Annotated in this window: 7 protein-coding genes; all 7 read left to right on the top strand. The window is 48.0% G+C overall.

From position 1 onward, the window contains the following. Positions 1–176: 176 nt before the first annotated feature. The 7 genes from EXU57_RS15155 to EXU57_RS15125 all read left to right on the top strand — a co-directional run bounded on the left by EXU57_RS15155 (position 177) and on the right by EXU57_RS15125 (position 20,350). The gene (locus EXU57_RS15155) at positions 177–1,958 is read left to right on the top strand and encodes a DUF885 family protein (protein ID WP_243745612.1); all 1,782 of its coding nucleotides are present in this window, start codon (positions 177–179) and stop codon (positions 1,956–1,958) included. Positions 1,959–2,389: 431 nt separating this feature from the next. Further along, on the top strand, positions 2,390–4,186 hold the full coding sequence (locus EXU57_RS15150) for a DUF885 family protein (protein WP_243745611.1): 1,797 nt from the start codon (positions 2,390–2,392) through the stop codon (positions 4,184–4,186). 356 nt (positions 4,187–4,542) lie between these two features. Continuing rightward, on the top strand, positions 4,543–7,332 hold the full coding sequence (locus EXU57_RS15145; protein WP_133269077.1) for a DUF5695 domain-containing protein: 2,790 nt from the start codon (positions 4,543–4,545) through the stop codon (positions 7,330–7,332). A gap of 162 nt (positions 7,333–7,494) precedes the next feature. Next, the gene (locus EXU57_RS15140) at positions 7,495–10,122 is read left to right on the top strand and encodes a WD40/YVTN/BNR-like repeat-containing protein (RefSeq protein ID WP_133269076.1); all 2,628 of its coding nucleotides are present in this window, start codon (positions 7,495–7,497) and stop codon (positions 10,120–10,122) included. A 1,354-nt stretch (positions 10,123–11,476) separates the two neighbouring features. Further along, positions 11,477–14,596: a WD40/YVTN/BNR-like repeat-containing protein gene (locus tag EXU57_RS15135; protein WP_207955492.1), complete on the top strand. Its 3,120-nt coding sequence runs from the start codon at positions 11,477–11,479 to the stop codon at positions 14,594–14,596. Between the two features lie 1,092 nt (positions 14,597–15,688). Further along, on the top strand, positions 15,689–18,664 hold the full coding sequence (locus EXU57_RS15130) for a SusC/RagA family TonB-linked outer membrane protein (protein WP_133269075.1): 2,976 nt from the start codon (positions 15,689–15,691) through the stop codon (positions 18,662–18,664). An 18-nt stretch (positions 18,665–18,682) separates the two neighbouring features. Further along, positions 18,683–20,350: a RagB/SusD family nutrient uptake outer membrane protein gene (locus EXU57_RS15125; protein WP_133269074.1), complete on the top strand. Its 1,668-nt coding sequence runs from the start codon at positions 18,683–18,685 to the stop codon at positions 20,348–20,350. Positions 20,351–20,876: the final 526 nt, after the last annotated feature.

The following is a 20,876-nucleotide window of genomic DNA, read 5'->3' as shown; positions in this document are numbered from 1 at the left end:
GGTCATGGAGCCAGCGCTGTTCGAAGTATAACTGAATAGTGTTTATCGAAACAGTTTTCGCCGGGTAAACCGGCTGTAATATTGGGCTCCTGTGCCTCTGGCCGAAGCGTCGACAGGTGCAGGGCATTGTGGGCGTTTAGCCTAAACTTAAAACCCGTTTTACAAACAATACCTACATGCCCGAAATCCGACTGCTGAAACATTTCCTGCTAACCTGTTTTTCTTTGTGCTGTTTAACCGTGACGGCACAGCCCGTTACTGTCAATGGCTTTGTTCCCTGCCAGGAGATGCCCGACCTGATTACAAAGTTTAATGCTGACTACCGTGTGCTGGTGCGTTTTTATACACCAACCACTGCTGGTGGTGGTGGTCGGGGCGGCTTTGGTGCTTCCCCTGATGCGGGCGTTGGCTCTCCTGAAAAAAGAGAACGCTTAAATACGCTTTACGACGAGTACATGAAAAAGCTGGCCGCTATTAATTTCAATAGCCTGCCGCAGGAATGTAAGGTCGACTACATTTTATTCAAACGCGACCTTAGTCAAAAGATTAACCAGTCGGCAGATGAGGCAAAGGAATATGAGAAGATTAGACAATGGTTACCATTCTCTCCAAAGATCTATGCGCTTGAAAAAAGCCGTCGGCGCGGAACCCAACCCGATGCCGAGAAAGTTGCCCGTGAATGGTCCGGCATTGCCGACGAAGTGAAGCGCCTGCAGGCTAAACTAAAAGACGAGAAAAACTGGACGTCGGAGTCGGTTTTCGAAGCTCAGGGTGCGATTGCCGATCTGAAAAAAGCCATCGGCAGCGTGTACGACTTCTATAACGGGTACGATCCTATGTTTACCTGGTGGGTTCCCAAGCCCTACAAAGAACTTGATGATGCGTTGACCGCTTATTCAACAGCGGTAAAAACAAAGCTGGTACAGACGCCAACCGACAAAAGCGGTATCGTTGGTCAGCCTGCAGGGCGCGAAGAATTGATGCGGCAGCTTAAGTTCGAGATGATCCCGTATACCCCCGAGGAGCTCATCGAGATTGCAAACAAAGAATTTGCCTGGTGCGATGCCGAGATGTTGAAGGCTACTAAAGAAATGGGGCTTGGAACTGATTGGAAGGCCGCTTTAGAGAAAGTTAAAAACAGTTATGTTCCGCCGGGTAAACAACCTGAAGCGATCCTGAAGCTTTACACCGAGTCGGTTGATTTCCTGAAAAAGCATGACCTTATTACCCTGCCACCTTTGGCTGAAGAAGTTTGGGGTATGCGTATGATGGCGCCCGAGGCACAATTGGTGAACCCGTTTTTCCTCGGTGGGGCCGACATCATTATATCGTATCCCACCAATACCATGGATGAGGCGGACAAGCTCATGAGTATGCGGGGGAACAATCCGCACTTCTCCCGCGCTACGGTTCACCATGAGTTGCTTGCCGGGCATAACCTCCAACAATTTATGAACAGCCGCTATCGTACCTACCGCAACTTTGGTAGCGGGTTCTGGACCGAAGGTTGGGCACTGTACTGGGAGCTGTTGCTTTGGGACATGAAGTTCCCGCAGGGCCCTGAGGACCGGATTGGTATGTTGTTCTGGCACATGCACCGTTGCGCACGCATCATCTTTTCCCTGAACTACCACATGGGTAAGTGGACCCCGCAACAATGTATCGACTTCCTGGTCGACAGGGTAGGGCACGAACGCGCCAATGCAGAAGGAGAGGTTCGCCGCTCCTTTACCGACCGTTATCCGCCACTATACCAACTCGCATACCTGACCGGTGGTCGGCAATTTTACGCCTTGCACAAAGAACTCGTCGGCACGAAAAAGATGACCAACAAGCAGTTTCACGATGCCGTAATCCAGCTCAATGCGATGCCTGTTGAAATGGTCAGGGCGATACTGATCAACCAGCCCTTGACGGAGAATTTCACCACCAATTGGAAGTTTTATAAGGAGCAGTAAATCGTTAAGAGTTAGGAACTAAAAGTTCAGCGTTGAGGCTATTTTGAATGCTAAATGTTGAATCAATGCCTTTTAGTTAAGCAAATTTTTATGGACCCGGCCAAAGGAATTCTATAGGACATCGTTGCGTCGCACTCTTGTACGATTGGAAGTAGCTGGGCAAACAAATTACATAGTCGGCTTAACTAAACGACATTGAATGCTGAATGTTAAATTGATCCTGTGCAAGTCCGTCATCCTGAACAGTAGCGTCATGCTGTGCAATCGCGTCATCTTGTCCCCAACGCTTTAGGGATCAGGATTTCCTGGCAAAACACCGCCATCGGAGCACGGGATGTTAAGATAGCGCAGTAACCTGGATCCGCTGCTTTTGACACCATAACTCGTTGCCAAACATTAGGATCGTAGCGGAACTAACACCTGAAGTTATCATGAACAAACTACCTGTAATAATGGCCCAATCGCAGTTGCCTAAATTTTTAATCTGCCTGAGCGTCCTGTTCTGCAGCATTAACTTGTTTGCGCAGCAGCGCGGAAACGAATATGTGCCCTGCCAGGAGATGCCCGACCTGATCACCAAATTCAACGCCGATTACCGGGTACTGATCCGGTTTTATTCACCGACTGTTGCTTCTGCAGGTCGTGGTGGGTTTGGTGGCACCCCGGATGCAGGTGTAGGTTCACCGGAAAAGCGCGAACGACTGGTCAAACTGTACAACGACTACCTGAAACAACTTGGCGCACTAAACTTCAAAAACCTGTCGCAGGAATGCAAGGTTGACTACATCCTGTTTAAACGCGATATCAATGAAAAGATCGCATTGGCTGCCGATCAGGCAAAACAGTACGAAAAGATCAAACCTTGGATACCCTTTGCTCAACGGATATATGCGCTTGAAAAGACACGGCGGCGTGGTACCCAGCCCAACGCTGAAAAAGTTGCCCGCGAATGGTCAGACATCGCCAGTGAAATCAAACAGCTGCAAGCCAAACTTAAAGACGAAAAGAACTGGGACAGTGATGCCGCATATGAGGCAGGGGAAGTTATCGCTGATCTGAAAAAAGCTATTGCAAGCGTTTACGAGTTCTACGGCGGCTATGATCCGATGTTTACCTGGTGGGTGCCTAAACCGTACAAAGCACTTGACGATGCCTTAACGGCTTATGCCACGCAAATAAAGGGGAAGGTAAACCAGGCACCTACCGATAAAAGTGGGATCGTTGGTCAGCCTGCAGGACGGGCAGAACTCATGCGCCAGCTAAAGTATGAGATGATTCCATACACCCCAGAGGAACTTATCGAAACCGCCAATAAAGAATTTGCCTGGTGCGACGCCGAAATGCTGAAAGCAACCAAAGAAATGGAGTTTGGTTCCGACTGGAAGGCGGCACTCGAAAAGGTGAAAAACACCTATGTGCCCGCAGGTAAACAGCCTGAAGCTATCCTGAAACTCTATACGGAGTCCGTGGACTTTCTAAAGAAAAACGACCTTATCACACTACCACCGCTTGCCGAAGAAGTTTGGGGCATGCGAATGATGCCACCGGAAAACCAATTGGTAAACCCTTTCTTTACCGGCGGTGCTGACATCACGATTTCGTATCCTACCAATACCATGGACCAGGATGATAAACTCATGAGCATGCGCGGCAACAACCCGCACTTTTCAAGAGCCACGGTGCACCACGAACTGCTGGCCGGTCATAACCTGCAACAATTCATGAACAGCCGCCATCGTACTTACCGCAACTTCAGTACACCATTCTGGGGCGAAGGCTGGGCACTGTACTGGGAGCTCTTGCTATGGGATATGAATTTTCCGCAGGGACCCGAGGACCGGATTGGTATGTTGTTCTGGCATATGCACCGTTGCGCACGCATCATTTTTTCCCTAAACTACCACATGGGCAAATGGACACCCCAGCAATGTATCGACTTTCTTGTCGATCGTGTTGGCCATGAACGCGCCAATGCAGAAGGCGAGGTCCGACGCTCTTTCGTCGGCCGTTATCCTCCGCTTTACCAGCTTGCATATTTAACCGGGGGCAGACAGTTCTATGCGCTCCGCAAAGAACTTGTTGAAAGTAAAAAGATGACGAACAAGCAATACCACGATGCGGTCATGCAGCTCAATTCAATGCCGGTTGAAATGGTCAGGGCCATCTTAACGAACCAACCGTTAACCGAGAACTTTAGCACCAGTTGGAAGTTTTATCAAAACAATTAAAAATTAAAAATTCAAAATTAAAAAGCGTCGGGAGTGATGAGAGATGAGCCATAAAATTTTGGTTGTCATCCGGAGGCACGAGGGATCTTGGTTCCAAGCAATAAGAAATAAGAACGATGAGATATGAACGATGAGAGATGAGCCGTGAACTTTTTGTTGTTCCGACGCAGGATGGATCACGTTGCAAGCTATGAGATAGAGCGCCATGTTGAATGTGAAGTTAGCTGGAGTATGCGTAATCCGTTCATCCGTAATCCGCCAATCCGCAATCCGCCAATCCGCCAATCCGATAATCCGCCAATCCGCAATCCGATAATCCGCCAATCAATCATCTTTCACCTTATAATTAAGCCGGTATGGTTACCAGAATTCTTCGCGCACTGCTTCACTTTTCCTTCGTGCTGGCTTCCGGAACGGCGATTGCCCAGTCCGGTAATGTCATCAGCAATGCCGCATTTACCTTTCGGGCCGATCGCCATGGCATTGCCGACCTTGCGAGGACCGGCGACGTACACCCCACAGCTTATATCCGCAAGGGCCGCCTGTTTGGCGACGTTACCGTGCGTTATGTTCATGACCGAAAACTCGACACAACCCGTGCAGCCATCAACAGCAAAACGCATTTTCTGCACAATGGCAAATTGCTACATACCGGGCTCGCCGACAGCAGTAAAAATGTGCCGCTAAAGATCAACGAAAGTTTTGCATTGGATGCCAACAGCCTTACCTGGAACATCCACCTCCTCAATAATTCTTCCACTCCCATCCGCATCGAGGACCTTGCCATACCACTCGTTTATAACAGCGGAGGAGGTGAGAACCCAAAGGAAATATTTGAAGAACGTGTAGTAAAACACCACTTCATCTCCGGCAACAACTCCTTTCTTTACTGGCAACGCCCAACAGGGCTCGGACCATACCTTGTATTGGTTCCGCTTCCGGGCACGTCGCTGGAATATTTTTCTACCAACTCAACCGCGCCGGGTGATCGCGGAACCTTCCAGGCGTTTATCCATTCTGCACTAACCGGCAATCGCGAAACCCGCGGAACCTGGCGCCAGCAACATACCGCAGCTTTCGTTCCAGCCAACGACAGCCTGCAATATGGTTTCAAGTTCCGCTGGGCTAACGACTACCGGGGCATTCGCGACATTCTGGAAGAAGAAGGCCTTATAGACGTACAGCTAATGCCGGGCATGAGTATACCTACCGACCTGGATGCAATGATTGCGCTCCGGACACGCCAGCCCATTCAACAAGTGCAAGCGGAATGGGGCCCCTCAACAACCATTCAATACCTGGGTGAAAAACAACGGGGAACCCACCTGTATAAGATCAGGTTTTCACGGCTCGGTGAAAACAAACTCACCATTCACTATGGTAAGGGTTATAAAACCTACCTCGAATTTTTTGTAACGGAGCCTCTTGAAACACTCTATAAAAAACGGTCGGCATTTATTGTAAACAGTCAGCAACACAAAGACTCCTCGAAATGGTACGACGGTTTATTTGGGGTTTACGACATGAAAAACGCACAGCTCCGGGGTCCGGATAACCCTGATTATTTCGATACCAGCCGGCTTAGTTATGTGCTTACCTGCGATGATCCCGGCCTTTGTAAAGCACCATTTGTAGCAGCGAAAAATGTATTTTATCCCGATCAGAAAGAAATCGACGCGCTTGAATACTACATCAAAAATTTTGTCTGGGGCAAGCTGCAACGCACCGACCAGGAAACACCTTATCCATATGGTGTTTACGGAACACCGAGCTGGTATGTAAACCGCGATACCACCAGGCGTCGGGCAAATACCGCTGATCGAAACAGGGACAAAATGCACGTTTGGCGCTCGTACGATTACCCGCATATTATGATGCTGTATTACCATATGTACCAGCTCGCAAAGATGTATCCCGGCAAAACCCATTACCTCGATCAGCGCGGTTACCTCGAGCGGGCAAAGGAAACAGCAAAGGCATACTTCAAATATCCTTATGAAATATTACCCTGGTACGAAACCTACAAATGGGGTTGCTACAATGAATTGTTGCTTACCGACCTGATGGCCGACCTGGAGAAGGAGGGTTTTAAAGAAGACGTTGCCTTTCTAAAAAGCGAATGGGAAAAGAAAGTGAAGTACTTCCTCTACGACGATCCATACCCGTTTCGTTCGGAGTATGCCATCGATGCTACTGCTTTTGAATCGAGCCATGCCCTGGCGAAGTATGCCATGCAAAACCAGTTGCAACCTGATAGCAACTTATGGTACGACAAAAACCTGAACAAATGGTATTCGCACCCCGTAATTAAAGCAGAAGACGCACCCCGGTTTATGGAAAGGCAACTTCAGGCGAACCTTGCATTGCGCGGTGTTATTGAACCTGCATATTATTATCTCGGTAGCGATTTCAGGGGCCGAAGTGATAGTTATACGCTGAGTTATATGTCGCAAATGGGCGGCTGGTCAATATTGGATTATGCCCTGCACTTCAGCAACGATCCGGCAGATTATATTCGCATGGGTTACCAGGCATACTTGAGTTCATTTGCCTTGATCAACAGCGGAACTGCCGCATCCAATTACGGGTTTTGGTACCCTGGTAAAGAAAATGATGGCGCGTCGGGCTGGGCGTTCGAACCACAGAAATATGCTACACCCTGGATACAAAAACCACAAGGTCGCGGGCCCTGGTTTTACGATGGCGAGATCGACCTGGGTTATGGTGGTGCAACCCGCGCAGCAGCTACCGTGGTCACCAATGATCCAATATTTGGACTCGTAGCATATGGCGGAACCCTCACCCAACCGGCGGGAGCTTTAGCGGTTGTTCCCCGGGATGGTTTGCGGAGAAAGATCTATTACCGGTTGGGTACACAAAAAACAGATATAGAACTACTGGCTGATGGGTTCGCAAAAGATAAACCCATTAGGATGGAGAAGGGCGGCAAGTCCGTTTCTTTTCAACTGGAAAACCGTGTAGCAAGGGCGCATGAAGTGCCCCTGATCCTTGCAGGCTTTGATGGAACAGTTGAGATAAAGGCTGGTGTAGCAAAACCCATACGAAAACAAATCAGTGGACGCACGACGATACCGATTCCTGTTTCCGCTGCACAGCTAACCCCAATAACAATTCGTAAGGTGTAACTAGCCCATATCTCACTTCTCAACTTTCCTCCTAATACCTCAATACCCAATACCTTAATACCCTCGATACCCAATACCTCAATACCAAATTACCAATCCGCAAATCCGTAATCCGCAAATTCCGAATACTCAATACCTCAATACCCAATTTTTAATATACCGATGAAAAAACTCCTGTTCCTGCTCCTGCTTACACGTATTGCCACAGCGCAAAACATACCACAAGAGCTACTGCAGCATTTCACCTATCGCAACATCGGGCCCTTTCGCACGGGTGCATGGATCACCGGGTTTGCCGTGCCTGAAACCCCTTTGCATGATCACCTGTATACTTACTATGTGGGCACGCGTAACGGCGGGGTATGGAAGACCGTAAACAACGGCACCACGTTCGAGTCTATCTTTCCATACCACCACACCATAGGTGCTGTAGCCGTAGCACCATCAAATCCTGCACACGTATGGGTAGGTACCGGCGAGTCGTATATCGCCCGAAGTTCATACTCCGGCGATGGTGTTTACGTTTCAACCGACACGGGCAAGACCTTTACCCACATGGGCCTCAAAGAAACCCAGCACATCATTCGTATCCTTGTTCACCCGCGTGATCCGAAAACGGTGTATGTGGCATCCCCGGGTCACCTGTTTTCATCCAATGCTGAACGCGGCGTTTTTAAAACGGGGGACGGTGGCAAGAGCTGGAAAAAGGTTTTGTATTTCAGCGACACAGTAGGGGTGATTGATCTCGTAATGCACCCCACAAATCCCGACATTTTATATGCCGCCTCGTACGATAAAAAACGAACCGCATGGGCAATGGAATCAGGTGGACCGCAAAGTGCGCTTCACCAGACAACCGATGGTGGTAAAACCTGGAAGAAGTTGGCCAATGGTTTGCCCTCGGGCAACATTGGGCGGATAGGTATCGACATCTGCAAAGCGCATCCTGAAACGATGTACGCGGTATACGAAAACCTGAATCTGAAACCCGGTGCTACCAACCCTAACGAAACGATTGGCGGCGAAGTGTACCGTACCGACGACAGTGGAAAAAGCTGGCGGAAAATGAATAAACCAACCGACGACCTGGGTGGTAAAGCTGCTTATTCGTTTAACCAGATTACCGTGCACCCAACCAACCGCGACTGGATATTTGTAACAGGTGTTGCGCTTTCCAATTCGCGTGATGGTGGTAAAACATGGCGCGACATAAGCTACCGCGACCGGTTTTTCTTTCCCGAATCGTTTGGCGACGTCCGGACTTTCTGGATCGATAAAAGTGACCCGGAGCACATGTTATTTGGCAGCGACGGCGGTGTACACGTAAGTTATGACGGCGGTAAAACAAACGCGTTTCATTATAATATTCCACTCGGCGAAGTATATGCTTTGGGGGTCGACATGGACGAGCCTTACAATGTATACGCTGGCCTACAGGATCATGAATCGTGGAAGGGTCCGAGTAATGGCTGGTCGGGTTCGGTGACCCTGGAGAACTGGGTTACCGTAGGCAGCGACGACGGCATGTACAATGTAATCGACCCAACAGATAGTCGCTGGGCGTATAACTCGGGCCAGTTTGGTTTAATGTGGCGGGTGGATCAGAAATCCGGTATCCGGCAAAGCATACAGCCACGAGCAACGGAGGGTGCGCCTCGCTATCGATTTAATTGGGTGACCCCATTATTACTTGCGCCATCAAATCCGAAAACCATTTACACGGGTGCACAAATGTTGTTGAGGTCGAAGGACCAGGGATCAACCTGGGAGGCCATTAGTCCCGACCTGACCACCAACGATCTGGCTAAGACCACACCAAAGGGTAATGTGCAATATTGTACCATCAGCACCATTGCTGAGTCGCCATTGAAGCCCGGCGAAATATGGGTGGGTACCGACGATGGCAAGGTTTGGCTGACCAGCGACGACGGCAAAAACTGGAGCGACCTCACCACAGCCATTGCGGGTGCGGGCGGTCCCGCTTCGAAGTGGGTGAGCAGGGTTGTAGCTTCGGCCCATACGCCGGGAACAGCTTATGTTGCAAAAAGTGGTTTTCGCGACGACGATTTTACTGCATACCTGTACAAAACAACTGACTGGGGCAAAACATGGAAGGCCATCAAAAATGGCCTGCCTGCAAAACCGCTGAACGTTATTGTTGAAAGTCCGGCGAATAAGAATTTGTTGTTTTCGGGCAATGATATTGGGGTCTATGTATCAGTTGACGGCGGGGAAAACTGGCAGGTCCTCCGTGGCAATATGCCGATCGTACCCGTACACGACCTGCAGGTGCATCCCCGCGAGAAGGACCTGGTGGTGGGCACCTATGGCCGGGGTATCTGGACGGCCGATATCTCATTTCTTGAAGAAGTGAATACCGCTATGCTGGCCAAAGCCGCGCACCTGTTTAACATTGAGCCCAAGTATGCATGGGTGCCCCGCACCTTTGGCGGTAACTACCAGTTGTATGGTAATAAAACGATTGAAGTTCCGAATGAACCCAACGGGCTAACGATAAACTTTTATACAAAAGAAAACAGATCCGACTCAGTAAAAATCACCATCAGCGGTGCGGACGGTAAGGTGGTACACCAGCGAAATGTAAAAGCCCTTAAAGGACTAAACACCACGGTATGGCCTTTCCCCATGGCTAGCCGCGGTGGCTTTGGTGGGGGTGGCGGAGCCCCGTTTCAACCCGGCAAACTTACGGTCGCACTCGACATTGCAGGGCAACAATTAAGTACGTCTACCGAATATAAGGGGGTACGAGGATGGCCGGTGGGGTATTAGTTGAGCGTTAGGAGTTAAGAGTTAAGAATTATGAGTTAAGAGTTATGAGTTGGGCGCTATGAATTAGCTTCAGAGCCGGTTGATTAGGTATTGTTGACGAACCCGCTTCTGAGCCTGAAAACGATCAATGTTAAACATGCCGGTGCTCAAACCTGGAGGAGTCAATCATCATAGCGCCGATGCAATCCCGGGAAAAGAACGCCTGCGTTTACAACTGTGGAGGGGTTGAACTTACATAGCCCCGGATGCAATCCGGGGAAAAATAACGCATACATTTTTACAACCGTGGAGGGGCTGAACATACATAGCCCTATGCAATTCCGGGAAAAAGACGCATGAATTTTACAACTTTAGCGGGGTTGACCCTCTGCAATCCAATATAGAATGCTTGCGTGTTTACAACCTTAAAGGAGTTGAACATTATAGCGTCTGCAATCACGGGAAAAGAACGCCTGGGTGTTTACAACCGTGGAAGAGTTGAACATAATAGCGTCTGCAATCACGGGAAAAGAACGCCCGGGTGTTTACAACCGTGGAGGGGCTGAACATACATAGCCCCTGATGCAATTCCGGGAAAAAGACGCATGAATTTTACAACTTTAGCGGGGTTGACCCTCTGCAATCCAACATAGAATGCTTGCGTGTTTACAACCTTAAAGGAGTTGAACATAATAGCGCCAATCCAATCCCGGGAAAAAGACGCATGAATTTTACAACTCTAGCGGGGTTGAACATACAAAGCCCCTCTGCAATCCGGCAAAAGAACGCCTGCGTTTACAACCCTGAAGGGGTTGAACATACATAGCCCCGGATGCAATCCGGGGAAAAATAATGCATGCATTTTTACAACCCTGAAGGGGTTGAATTGAAGTTGCGCGAGATTTTTTTAGAGACGAGCCGAGGTTTTTTGGGCGACGCTTTGTGTTTCGGTTCTTTATTGAACAGGTGGAGAGCATTGAGTGTGCTGAGTTGTAGCGCGAAGTTTGTCCTGGCATCGTCATGAGCAGATCCCTCGTAGCTCGGGAGGACACTGTTCGCGATCGGGTAAATATTAAGCCGAACAGGTTTATATTTGGTAACTGCGTTACCCGGTGTGACACTATCTTCAACAAACAGAACACAAGGCAAATTCGTAGTCATTTGGCATGCTAACAAAGCCGAATAAAGTTCTTGTAGTACAAGAGTGCGACGCAACGATGCCTTATGAAAGTTATACAGCCGGGCTCATAAAATTGCTTTTAGAACACTAGATTCAATGTATCGGGCAGTTAAAGACTCATCACGCTGCACTCAAAATTCTACACTCGTAACTCTACAATCATAACTCCACATTCATAACCCTGCTTTCACAACTATGAAAAACTTCTTCTTCATCGTACTGCTATTCGCAAACTTCGTTCACGCGCAAATGCGTTACGATAGCGTGTTTGCAAAGCTGCCGTTTCGCTATCTCGGCCCCGACGGTAACCGAAGCATCGCCGTTGCCGGGGTTCCGGGTAACCGGATGGTCTCCTATGTTGGGGCGGCAAGCGGCGGTATTTTTAAAACGGAAGATGCCGGTCTTACCTGGGCCCCGATTTTCGACGACCAGGACAATTCCTCCATCGGCGCGCTGGCCATCGCACCGAGCAATCCAAATCATGTTTGGGCAGGAACAGGCGAAACCTTTTTGATCCGTCCGGCGCATGCAATGGGAAACGGTGTTTATAAATCAACCGATGCGGGTAAAACCTGGACCAATATGGGCCTTCAGGCTACCGGCAGGATCAGTCGGGTTATTGTACACCCTACCAATCCCGACATTGTATATGTAGCCTCCCTGGGCAACACGCATACACCACAACAGGAACGCGGCATTTATAAAACAACCGATGGCGGAAAAACCTGGCAGCGCATATTGTTTGTAAACGAAAACACCGGCTGCTCCGACTTGTCGATGAATCCAAAGAACCCGGACATCTTATATGCTGCCACCTGGCAGGTAGACATAAAAACCTGGAACCTGAACAGCGGTGGCCCTGGTAGTGGTATTTACCGAAGCAAAGATGGTGGCAAAACATGGCAGCCGCTGCGCAATGGATTACCGGGAGGAGATGCACACCCCGTAGGTAAAACATCGGTTGATGTGGCGTACAGCAACCCTGATGTGGTATATGCGCTCATCCAGGACAAAGAGCCGGGGTTATACCGGTCGGCAGATGGCGGTGATAGCTGGAAACTTATGAACCGTAATCACTCGATGGCACAGCGCGGATCGTATTATACCCGCCTTCGCGTTGCTCCCGACAATGAGAATAAAGTACATACCATCTGTGTTACGATTATGACCACGCTTGACGGCGGCAAAAGTTTTACGACCGAAAAAGGGGATTACCGTGGTGGCGGGGATTGCCACGATATGTGGCTTGATCCGCTAGACTCGAACCGGATCATGGTTGCCCATGATATTGGAATGAACATGACCTTCAACAATGGTAAAACCTGGCAAAATATCAACCTGCCGATCGCGCAGTTGTATCATGTGGCGGTAGACAACCAGGTACCTTATAACGTTTTCGGCAATCGCCAGGATGGCTCTTCTTATCGTGGTCCGTCGAACAGCCTGGGTCGTGGCATTACCACGAGCATGTGGATGAATGTTGGCGGTTGCGAAAGTGGCTTTGCCCAGCCAGACCCGGTGGACAACAACATCGTTTGGTCGGGCTGCTACGATGGCGGTCTTGACGTGTTTAATGTGAAAACGGGTCATGCACGCGATGTGCGTGCCTGGCCGGAGGCCGGTTACGGATGGGCGCCAAAAGACATGAAGTATCGCTGGCACTGGAACTTCCCGATGATTATTTCTAAACACAACCACAACAAGGTTTTCATCGGCAGCCAATACGTTCACCAAACCACCAACGGCGGACAAAGCTGGCAGGTGATCAGTTCGGACCTGACCACCAACGACAAAACACACCAGGAGAACTCGGGCGGAATCAGCAACGACAACCTGTTTACATTCGACGGTTGTACCCTTTTTTCTATGGCTGAATCGCCCCTGAAAGAAGGGGTGATCTGGACCGGCACAAACGACGGCCAGGTGCAGCTTACAAGGGATGGTGGAAAGACGTGGAAGAATGTTACTGCAAACATAAAGGGCATGCCGGCATGGGGAACGATCCGTTGCATTGATGCATCCAGGTTTGATGCGGGAACGGCTTACATCGCCGTTAGTTTTCAGCAGCTGGGTGATTTTAAACCCTACATTTTTAAAACGACGAACTACGGCGAAAGCTGGTCGAAGATTGGTGACGGCATTCCAGCGTCAAACTCTTCTACGGTTCACCAGGTAATCGAAGACCCTGCAGTAAAAGGGTTGCTGTGGGCCGGCACCGACAACGCCCTGTACTTCTCTCCTGATGATGGCAGTACCTGGGTACACCTGAAAAACAACCTGCCGCCCGCCCCGATCTACGGCATCGCCATACAGGAAAACTTTAAGGACCTGGTGTTGGCAACTTATGGTCGCGGTTTTTACATTCTTGACGACCTGACACCCATTCGCGAGTATGCAAGAGGGGTACAGGAAAAGGCCGTGCACTTGTTTACTATTCGAAAGGCCTACCGCTTCCAGGACCCGGGAGGCTACCATAGCGAACGGGGATTATTCAACGGCCAGAATCCAACCTATGGTGCAAGCATCAACTACTATTTGAAAGAAAAAGTAAAAGACTCTGTGCACATCGAAATCCTGGATGCGGAGGGCAAAGTGCTGCAGAAGCTTCGAACCCAAAACCAGGCCGGGGTAAACCGGGTACATTGGGATCTTCGATTGGAGCGATTGGTACTACCCGACCTTTTAACAAAACCAAGAGGGAAGGAGTGGGTGAACCTTGATGCCGCGGGCAAACGTGCAATGACCATCTACGATTTAGATATTGGTCCGGGCATGGTGGCGCCGCTTGTTCCACCCGGCCAATACCGGGTGCGACTTACCGCAGGTAACGAGGTATATGAGCAGCCACTCACCGTGGTGAAAGATCCCAATACCTTATCTACCCAGGCGGCTATAATGCAACAATATGCGTTTGGCAAAAACCTCTTTGGTGCGATCAACAGTGCGCTCGCAACAATTAAAGAGCTTGAGCAAATTCGGGCTGCTGCCCTTGCGAAAGCTGCCGCCAATCCAACGAACAAAAATGTGCTAACAGGGTATGAAGAAGAGTTGTGGAAATTGGAAGCCAGGTTGCACGATGTTTACCAAACCGGTGCAAGGCAGGATGCATTCCGCAGCCCGATACAAGTGCTGGAGCGTTTGCTGGGCATCTCCAAAGAAGCACTTGCAGGTGCTGCAGATTTTGCCCCAACTGACCAGCACCAGGCTGTATTCAGGCAACTGAACCAGCAATTGGAGGCGGTGAAAAAAGATTTTGCATCGGCCAAAGCAAAGCCCGTGTATAAAGAGGTGATGCAGGCTAAAAAAGGCTTCTAACCTGCATTCTTGCAATTTCGTAAGCTGAAGCGATGCTGTTTAAATTATGTTGGAGGTTGTATGATAAATGTTGAATGCCTACTTTTTGCAAGTTGAGAATTGAGATTTTGCAATTATGCGTGCAGGTGCGGGTTGTATGATAAATGTTGAATGCCGCTTTTCGCAAAGTTGAAATTTAAGCGTGCGTGCAGGGCAGGTATGGTTATGTTGGATGTTGTATGATAAATGTTGAATGCCACTTTCTGCAAAGTTGAAAATTAAGCGTGCGTCGAGGTGCCGTTGGGAGCTATGTTGAATGTTGTATGATAAATGTTGAATGCCTACTCAATGCCGTTTACTTAAGCAAATTTTTATGGACCCGGCCACAGGAATTCTATAGGACATCGTTGCGTCGCACTCTTGTACGATTGGAAGTAGCTGGGCAAACAAATTACATAATCGGCTTAACTAAACGACATTGAATGCCTACTTTTTGCAAAGTTGAAAATTAAGCGTGCGTGGAGGTGCCGTTGGGAGTTTTGTTGGATGTTGAATGATTAATGTTGAATGCCACTTTTTGCAAAGTTGAAAATTAAGCCTGGGTGGAGGTGATGTTGGGAATTATGTTGGATGTTGTATGATAAATTTTGAATGTGATTCCATTTACGAATGATGACTCATGACGTTTTTTGAAGCCATTTTTTTGAAACCAATAACCGACTCTTAATTCGACGTGGTTGGACGACCGAATAAATCCTCTTCAGACAAGTGTCACTTACTGTACCTGCGCTATTTACTGAATTAATCACTTCTGTTTGTCCTTAGTCACCGCAATTGCGTGCACTAAAAATTAGCCCCGGTCCACGTCTTAACTGCATATCTCCAGCACCTCTATCCGCTGCGCATCTCCATTTCACCGGTTCCCGGATGCATGAGATTAGTTATCGATAACCTCGTTGTTTCTGCATAGCACCAACTTTCTTCCGTCCTTGTTGAACAATCTTTAGCGAAAAAAACAAAAGATTACACGTTTTCATTTGTTTCCAAATTGTTAAAAATTATTCAAAAAGATGTGTAGATTTAACACACGTTATTCACCCCAACGAACTTGCTATGCGAAACTTTACATCTACCATTACGGTATTGCTATGCATTATATTTCCTCTCTTTTCATTTAGTCAACAGAGAACCATATCCGGAAAGGTATCCAACAAAGACGGTGTTGGTATTCCCAACGTTACGGTTGCGCCGAAAGGCACAACATCAGGGGGGCAGACGAGCACCGACGGGACTTTCCAGATTGGTGTAGGGCCTGCTGTTAATACGCTTTTGTTTTCCTCTGTAGGTTATGAGACCCTGGAAGTAGACGTTACTGGTAAAACGAGCATAGATGTAATCCTTACCGTAACAAACGTATCGTTAAACGAAGTTGTCGTGATTGGATACGGCTCCGTTAGAAAAAAGGATGCAACAGGTTCGGTGGCATCGGTGAAAGCAAAAGATTTTAACCAGGGCGTGATTGTAGCACCCGATCAACTGCTGCAAGGAAAAGTTGCCGGGCTTGATATCACCAACAACAGTGGTCAGCCCGGGGCTGCCACCACGATTAAAATACGCGGAAACAATTCTATCAGGGCGAACAATAACCCCTTGTATGTGGTAGACGGTGTTCCATTGGACGGCAGGACCGCCCGCCCAAGCCTTAACTTTTCGGTAGGAGGTTTCGGACCTACTCCGGAGTCAAATCCTTTACTCTACATTAATCCAAACGACATTGCACAAATTGACGTTTTAAAAGATGCTTCCGCAACGGCCATCTATGGTTCAAGGGGTGCCAACGGCATTATTGTAATTACAACCAAGAGAGGTGCTACAAGCGGTACCAAACTCGAGTTCGGTATTAACATGGGCGTTTTTGCAGGTTATATGAAAAAGTACAAAGTACTGGATGCCGCCGAGTTTCGTGGTGCGCTTAAAAAGTATACCCTCGACACCTTCCAGGTATCACTTGATAAAGGTGGTTCAGTTGATGCGCTCAAGGAGATTACTTCAAACGACTTAACACAGAACTACAACCTTGCGGTAAGTGGCGGTAATGAAAGCGGTAAGTTCAGGGCTTCTTTTCTGGGGTCAAGAACCGCCGGATTTATTAAAAAGTCTTCGCTTGATAAATACCTGGGAAATTTTTCGGGTCAATATAAGTTTCTTGACAAACGCCTTTCTTTTGACTTCTCCCTTATCGCAGGGCATACTACGGAAAACATGGCTTTGATCAGCAACACCCCGGGTGCCGGAGGAAACTTGCTAACCTTTGCCTTAAACTGGAACCCAACCGCTCCTTTCTACACCTCGAATGGGCTCTATAATTTGTCCAGCAATTCCGTTGCTAATCCGTTAGCAGTAATTGATGGTTTTAACGACGTTGCTGATGTTAATGTATTTCTAGGCAATGTTTCTGCCGGCTATAAGATCACCAACGATCTTGAATATAAATTTCTATATGCCATCAATCATGGTTCCGGAACCCGCAATTCAAGTATCGACGGTTGGCTTGCTGAACTACAAGGTATAACAGGTTCGGGTGCTGCCGCAATATCCCAGGCGAAGCTCACCTCGCAAACATATACCCATACGTTAAACTACAACTCCCGATTGCGATCAAACATTATGCTGAATGCTGTTGCCGGGTATGAATACTGGAAGTCCGATTACCAGAACTCAACATTAGGCGGTGTAGGCTTCAATACCAATCTCGACCAGGCAAACCGTATCCCTGTTCTTTATACCAGGTTCCTGCAGAACGCAACCAGTCAAAGCCCGCTGGTTACCACCGTGGACCCCACAACAGAAATTCAATCTATTTTCGGAAGGGTAAATTTGAGCCTGTCGGAAAAGTACATTGTTACGCTTACCGTAAGGGCGGATGGATCAAACAAGTTTGGAAAAAATAACCGTTACGGTTACTTCCCTTCTGTTGGAGGAAAATGGCTGATCAGCAGTGAAGATTTTATGAAAGGAAGCAGGACCCTGAGTACACTTGGGCTTCGTGCCTCATGGGGTATTACGGGTAACCAGGAATTCCCGGCAGGTGCTTCCCTTGAGCAATTTACTTCCGGTGGTTACAATAGCATAGGTCAAAGTAATGTTGCAAATCCCGACCTTCGTTGGGAAAAAACATCTGCTTACAATGTTGGTCTCGACTATGGTATTTTAAACAACAGGATCACCGGTTCCATTGATTATTACCGGAAAAATACTACCGACCTGCTTTTCCAAAGTACCGCTATTCAACCTGCTCCGGCTTCAATATTTTTTATTAATCTTCCCGCCAACCTGATCAATTCAGGTGTGGAGTTCTCCGTTGCTGCTACACTGCAATCCCGCAAACAATTTGGATGGGACGTCGGGTTTAATATTGCCTACAATAAAAACCTGCTGAAAAATTTTGCACAGGCGCCAATTCAAACAGGTCAGGTGAGTGGTAACGGAGTTTCGGGCGCACTTGCCCAGATCATCGCGAACAACTATCCCGTAAATGAATATTACCTGAAAGAGTTTAGGGGTTTCGACCAGGCTGGTCAACAGATTGTAAGTGATAACCCAATCTATGCAGGCGATCCCAACCCGCAATTTATTGCAGGTATTAGTAATACAATACGCTACGATAAACTAACTTTTACGGTAAACGCTAGCGGCGCATTTGGCTATCTTATCTATAACAACACGTTCAATACGATTACCAACATCAGCCAAATCGCGAAAGGACAGAACATCGCCTCCGGAAATCTTCAGAGTGTAGAGAGTATCAAATCGGGTGTTGCTGCCTCTACAAGGTATCTTGAAAGTGGCAACTTTGTAAAATTGCGGAATGCCTCTGTTTCGTACGCCTTCGGAGATGTCGGCCGTTTTGTTAAGAATCTCAATGCTTTTGTAAGCGGGACCAACTTATTTGTCATTACCAAATTCACCGGTTTCGACCCTGAAGTAAATGTCGATAAGAGTAACAACAATTATCCTTCACGGAATATGGAATATGTGCCCTATCCAACTCCACGCACCATTTCATTTGGCTTTAATCTTGGGTTTTAATCCGAAAACACTACTCATATGAATTCAAATATAAAAATCCCGTTTTCAATAGTTTTGTTGGTTTCCATTACCATTTCGGCTTGCACGAAACTTGATCAAAGCCTCAACAGTGCACTAACCAACGACCAGGCCGCGAACGCCCTTGGCGCAAACGGTACGGCTCTTCTACTAAGAACCGCTTATACCAACATTGGAAATCCCTACTCTGATATGGGGAACATATTTGCACTTGAAGAAGTAACCGGCGACCAATGCCTGGTACCAACAAGGGGAGGTGACTGGGATGACAACGGAAAATGGCGTTCCCTTCACCAACATACCTGGACGGTTGACGGTGTGGATGCCATCCTGAACCAATTCAATGCACTGAACAAAATGAATTTCGATGCCACGAATGTCATGGCATTTACACCAACAGAATCACAAACCGCGGAAGCCAGGTTTATCAGGGCGCTCTCGTTGTACCAGCTGTTCGACCTGTTTGGTCAGTTCCCTTTTCGTAATCCTAAAGAAAACCTGCTCAATGCACCAAAGGTTTACTTCGGTGACTCGGCCATAAATTTTATCATTAGTGAGTTAAATGCAGCCCTGCCATTATTAAGCCCAACAAATCCTGTTTACATGGCAAATCCTGATGCGGTAAGGATGTTACTGATGAAATGTTACCTTAACAGGGGTGCGTTTCTCAACCGGGCTGCTCCAACCTTTGCAGATGCCGATATGCAGCAGGTAATTAACCTTGGAAATGCCATCATCAACAGTGGCAGATACGCATATACACCCAATTACTTCGATAATTTCAGCTACGACAATGGGGCAAAATCGCGCGAGGCCATCTTTGCGTTTCGCAATAGTTCAGGCGTAACGGTAAACAATTCCGGGATACACAACAGGTGGTGGCCCACCCTCCACTATAACCAGGGGCTTCCCGGAAAAATAGGCGGCTGGAACGGGTTTTCCACCGTGGCGGAGTTTTACAATTCTTTTGGGGTTACTTCAGTGCCTACCCAAACCCTGGCCGACAGTAGTCTTGATCAACGTATTGGTGGGCGTTTTTACAAAGGAGCTACCGACATCTCAGGTTTACGACCAGGGTTGCTGGTAGGTCAGCAATACGGCGATTCAGCATTAAGAGTACGATTGATGGATAGGAAGGGTAATTTTTTAGCCTATACACCGAACATCGCGCCCGACTTAAAAGAAACGGGGAACAACCTTGAGATAACCGGTATAAGGGCGGTAAAATACGTTCCGGATTATTCGGCAACAGGCGGAGGAACACCTGGTGATAATTATGGTGATAATAAAGCCGGAAACTGGTTGATGCTTTTCCGGTATCCCGAGGTGGTGCTGATGGTAGCGGAGGCTAAAATGCGCGCGGCGGTTCCTGATAATGCTGGCGCACTCGCCCTGGTAAATGGCTTGAGAGCCGCAAGAGGGGCTGCATCAGTAACAAATATGCCGCTGGTAAATACCAACAATGTATATGACCCAAATACCCTGCTTGCCGAACGCGGCCGTGAGTTATACTGGGAAGCGGTAAGAAGAACCGACCTGATCCGGTTTGGCGTATTTACAAAAGCATGGGCTTACAAACCTGCAAGCAACCCACGGTACCTTTTATTCCCTATTCCGTCTGCGGCACTTGCTGCCAATCCTAACCTCAAACAAAATACCGGTTACTAAAAGATAGTAAGACACATATCGGCAGCAAGGGTGGTTGCCGATATGTGCTGGATACATTCACCCGTTTAACAAAATAAAGACTTCTGGAAGCTGTGGGCCACCAAGGACCCAGCTCTCTTTGCTGATTGCGATACAGCATCGGTTAATACCTTTCGTTAACGACAATAGTCAAAGGGAATTCATGGATTAACCAGCACGGCAACGAGCCGGAAGACAAGTCTTTTGTTTGCAACCAAATAGTTAATCCTGTATACCTGACATAACAGCAAACACCGGTTCGTGGAATGACATCTGATATCCGGATGTTATTCGGGGTTCTCCCGGGTGAATTCCAAATGAGCAATGGTGTATCAATGCCATTTAGTTAAGCAAATTTTTATGGACCCGGCCACAGGAATTCTATAGGACATCGTTGCGTCGCACTTCTATGCAACTCCTCTCGAAAGCTCAAGAGGATTGCCAATAGTCATCGGCTGTTTGAGCTTGACAGGACTGCTATTTGTTATCATGCTGCTTCTTGCTTTAG

The organism is Segetibacter sp. 3557_3 (genome assembly GCF_004354985.1).
GTDB lineage: Bacteria > Bacteroidota > Bacteroidia > Chitinophagales > Chitinophagaceae > Segetibacter.
Note: the sequence above shows the minus strand (reverse complement) of the source record. Positions and strands in the feature narration are given on the sequence as shown.

What these genes read in the sequence shown, in the direction of transcription:
- EXU57_RS15155 (WP_243745612.1), top strand. Translation starts at nt 177, where the DNA reads ATGCCCGAAATCCGACTGCTGAAACATTTCCTGCTAACCTGTTTTTCT.
- EXU57_RS15150 (WP_243745611.1), top strand. Translation starts at nt 2,390, where the DNA reads ATGAACAAACTACCTGTAATAATGGCCCAATCGCAGTTGCCTAAATTT.
- EXU57_RS15145 (WP_133269077.1), top strand. Translation starts at nt 4,543, where the DNA reads ATGGTTACCAGAATTCTTCGCGCACTGCTTCACTTTTCCTTCGTGCTG.
- EXU57_RS15140 (WP_133269076.1), top strand. Translation starts at nt 7,495, where the DNA reads ATGAAAAAACTCCTGTTCCTGCTCCTGCTTACACGTATTGCCACAGCG.
- EXU57_RS15135 (WP_207955492.1), top strand. Translation starts at nt 11,477, where the DNA reads ATGAAAAACTTCTTCTTCATCGTACTGCTATTCGCAAACTTCGTTCAC.
- EXU57_RS15130 (WP_133269075.1), top strand. Translation starts at nt 15,689, where the DNA reads ATGCGAAACTTTACATCTACCATTACGGTATTGCTATGCATTATATTT.
- EXU57_RS15125 (WP_133269074.1), top strand. Translation starts at nt 18,683, where the DNA reads ATGAATTCAAATATAAAAATCCCGTTTTCAATAGTTTTGTTGGTTTCC.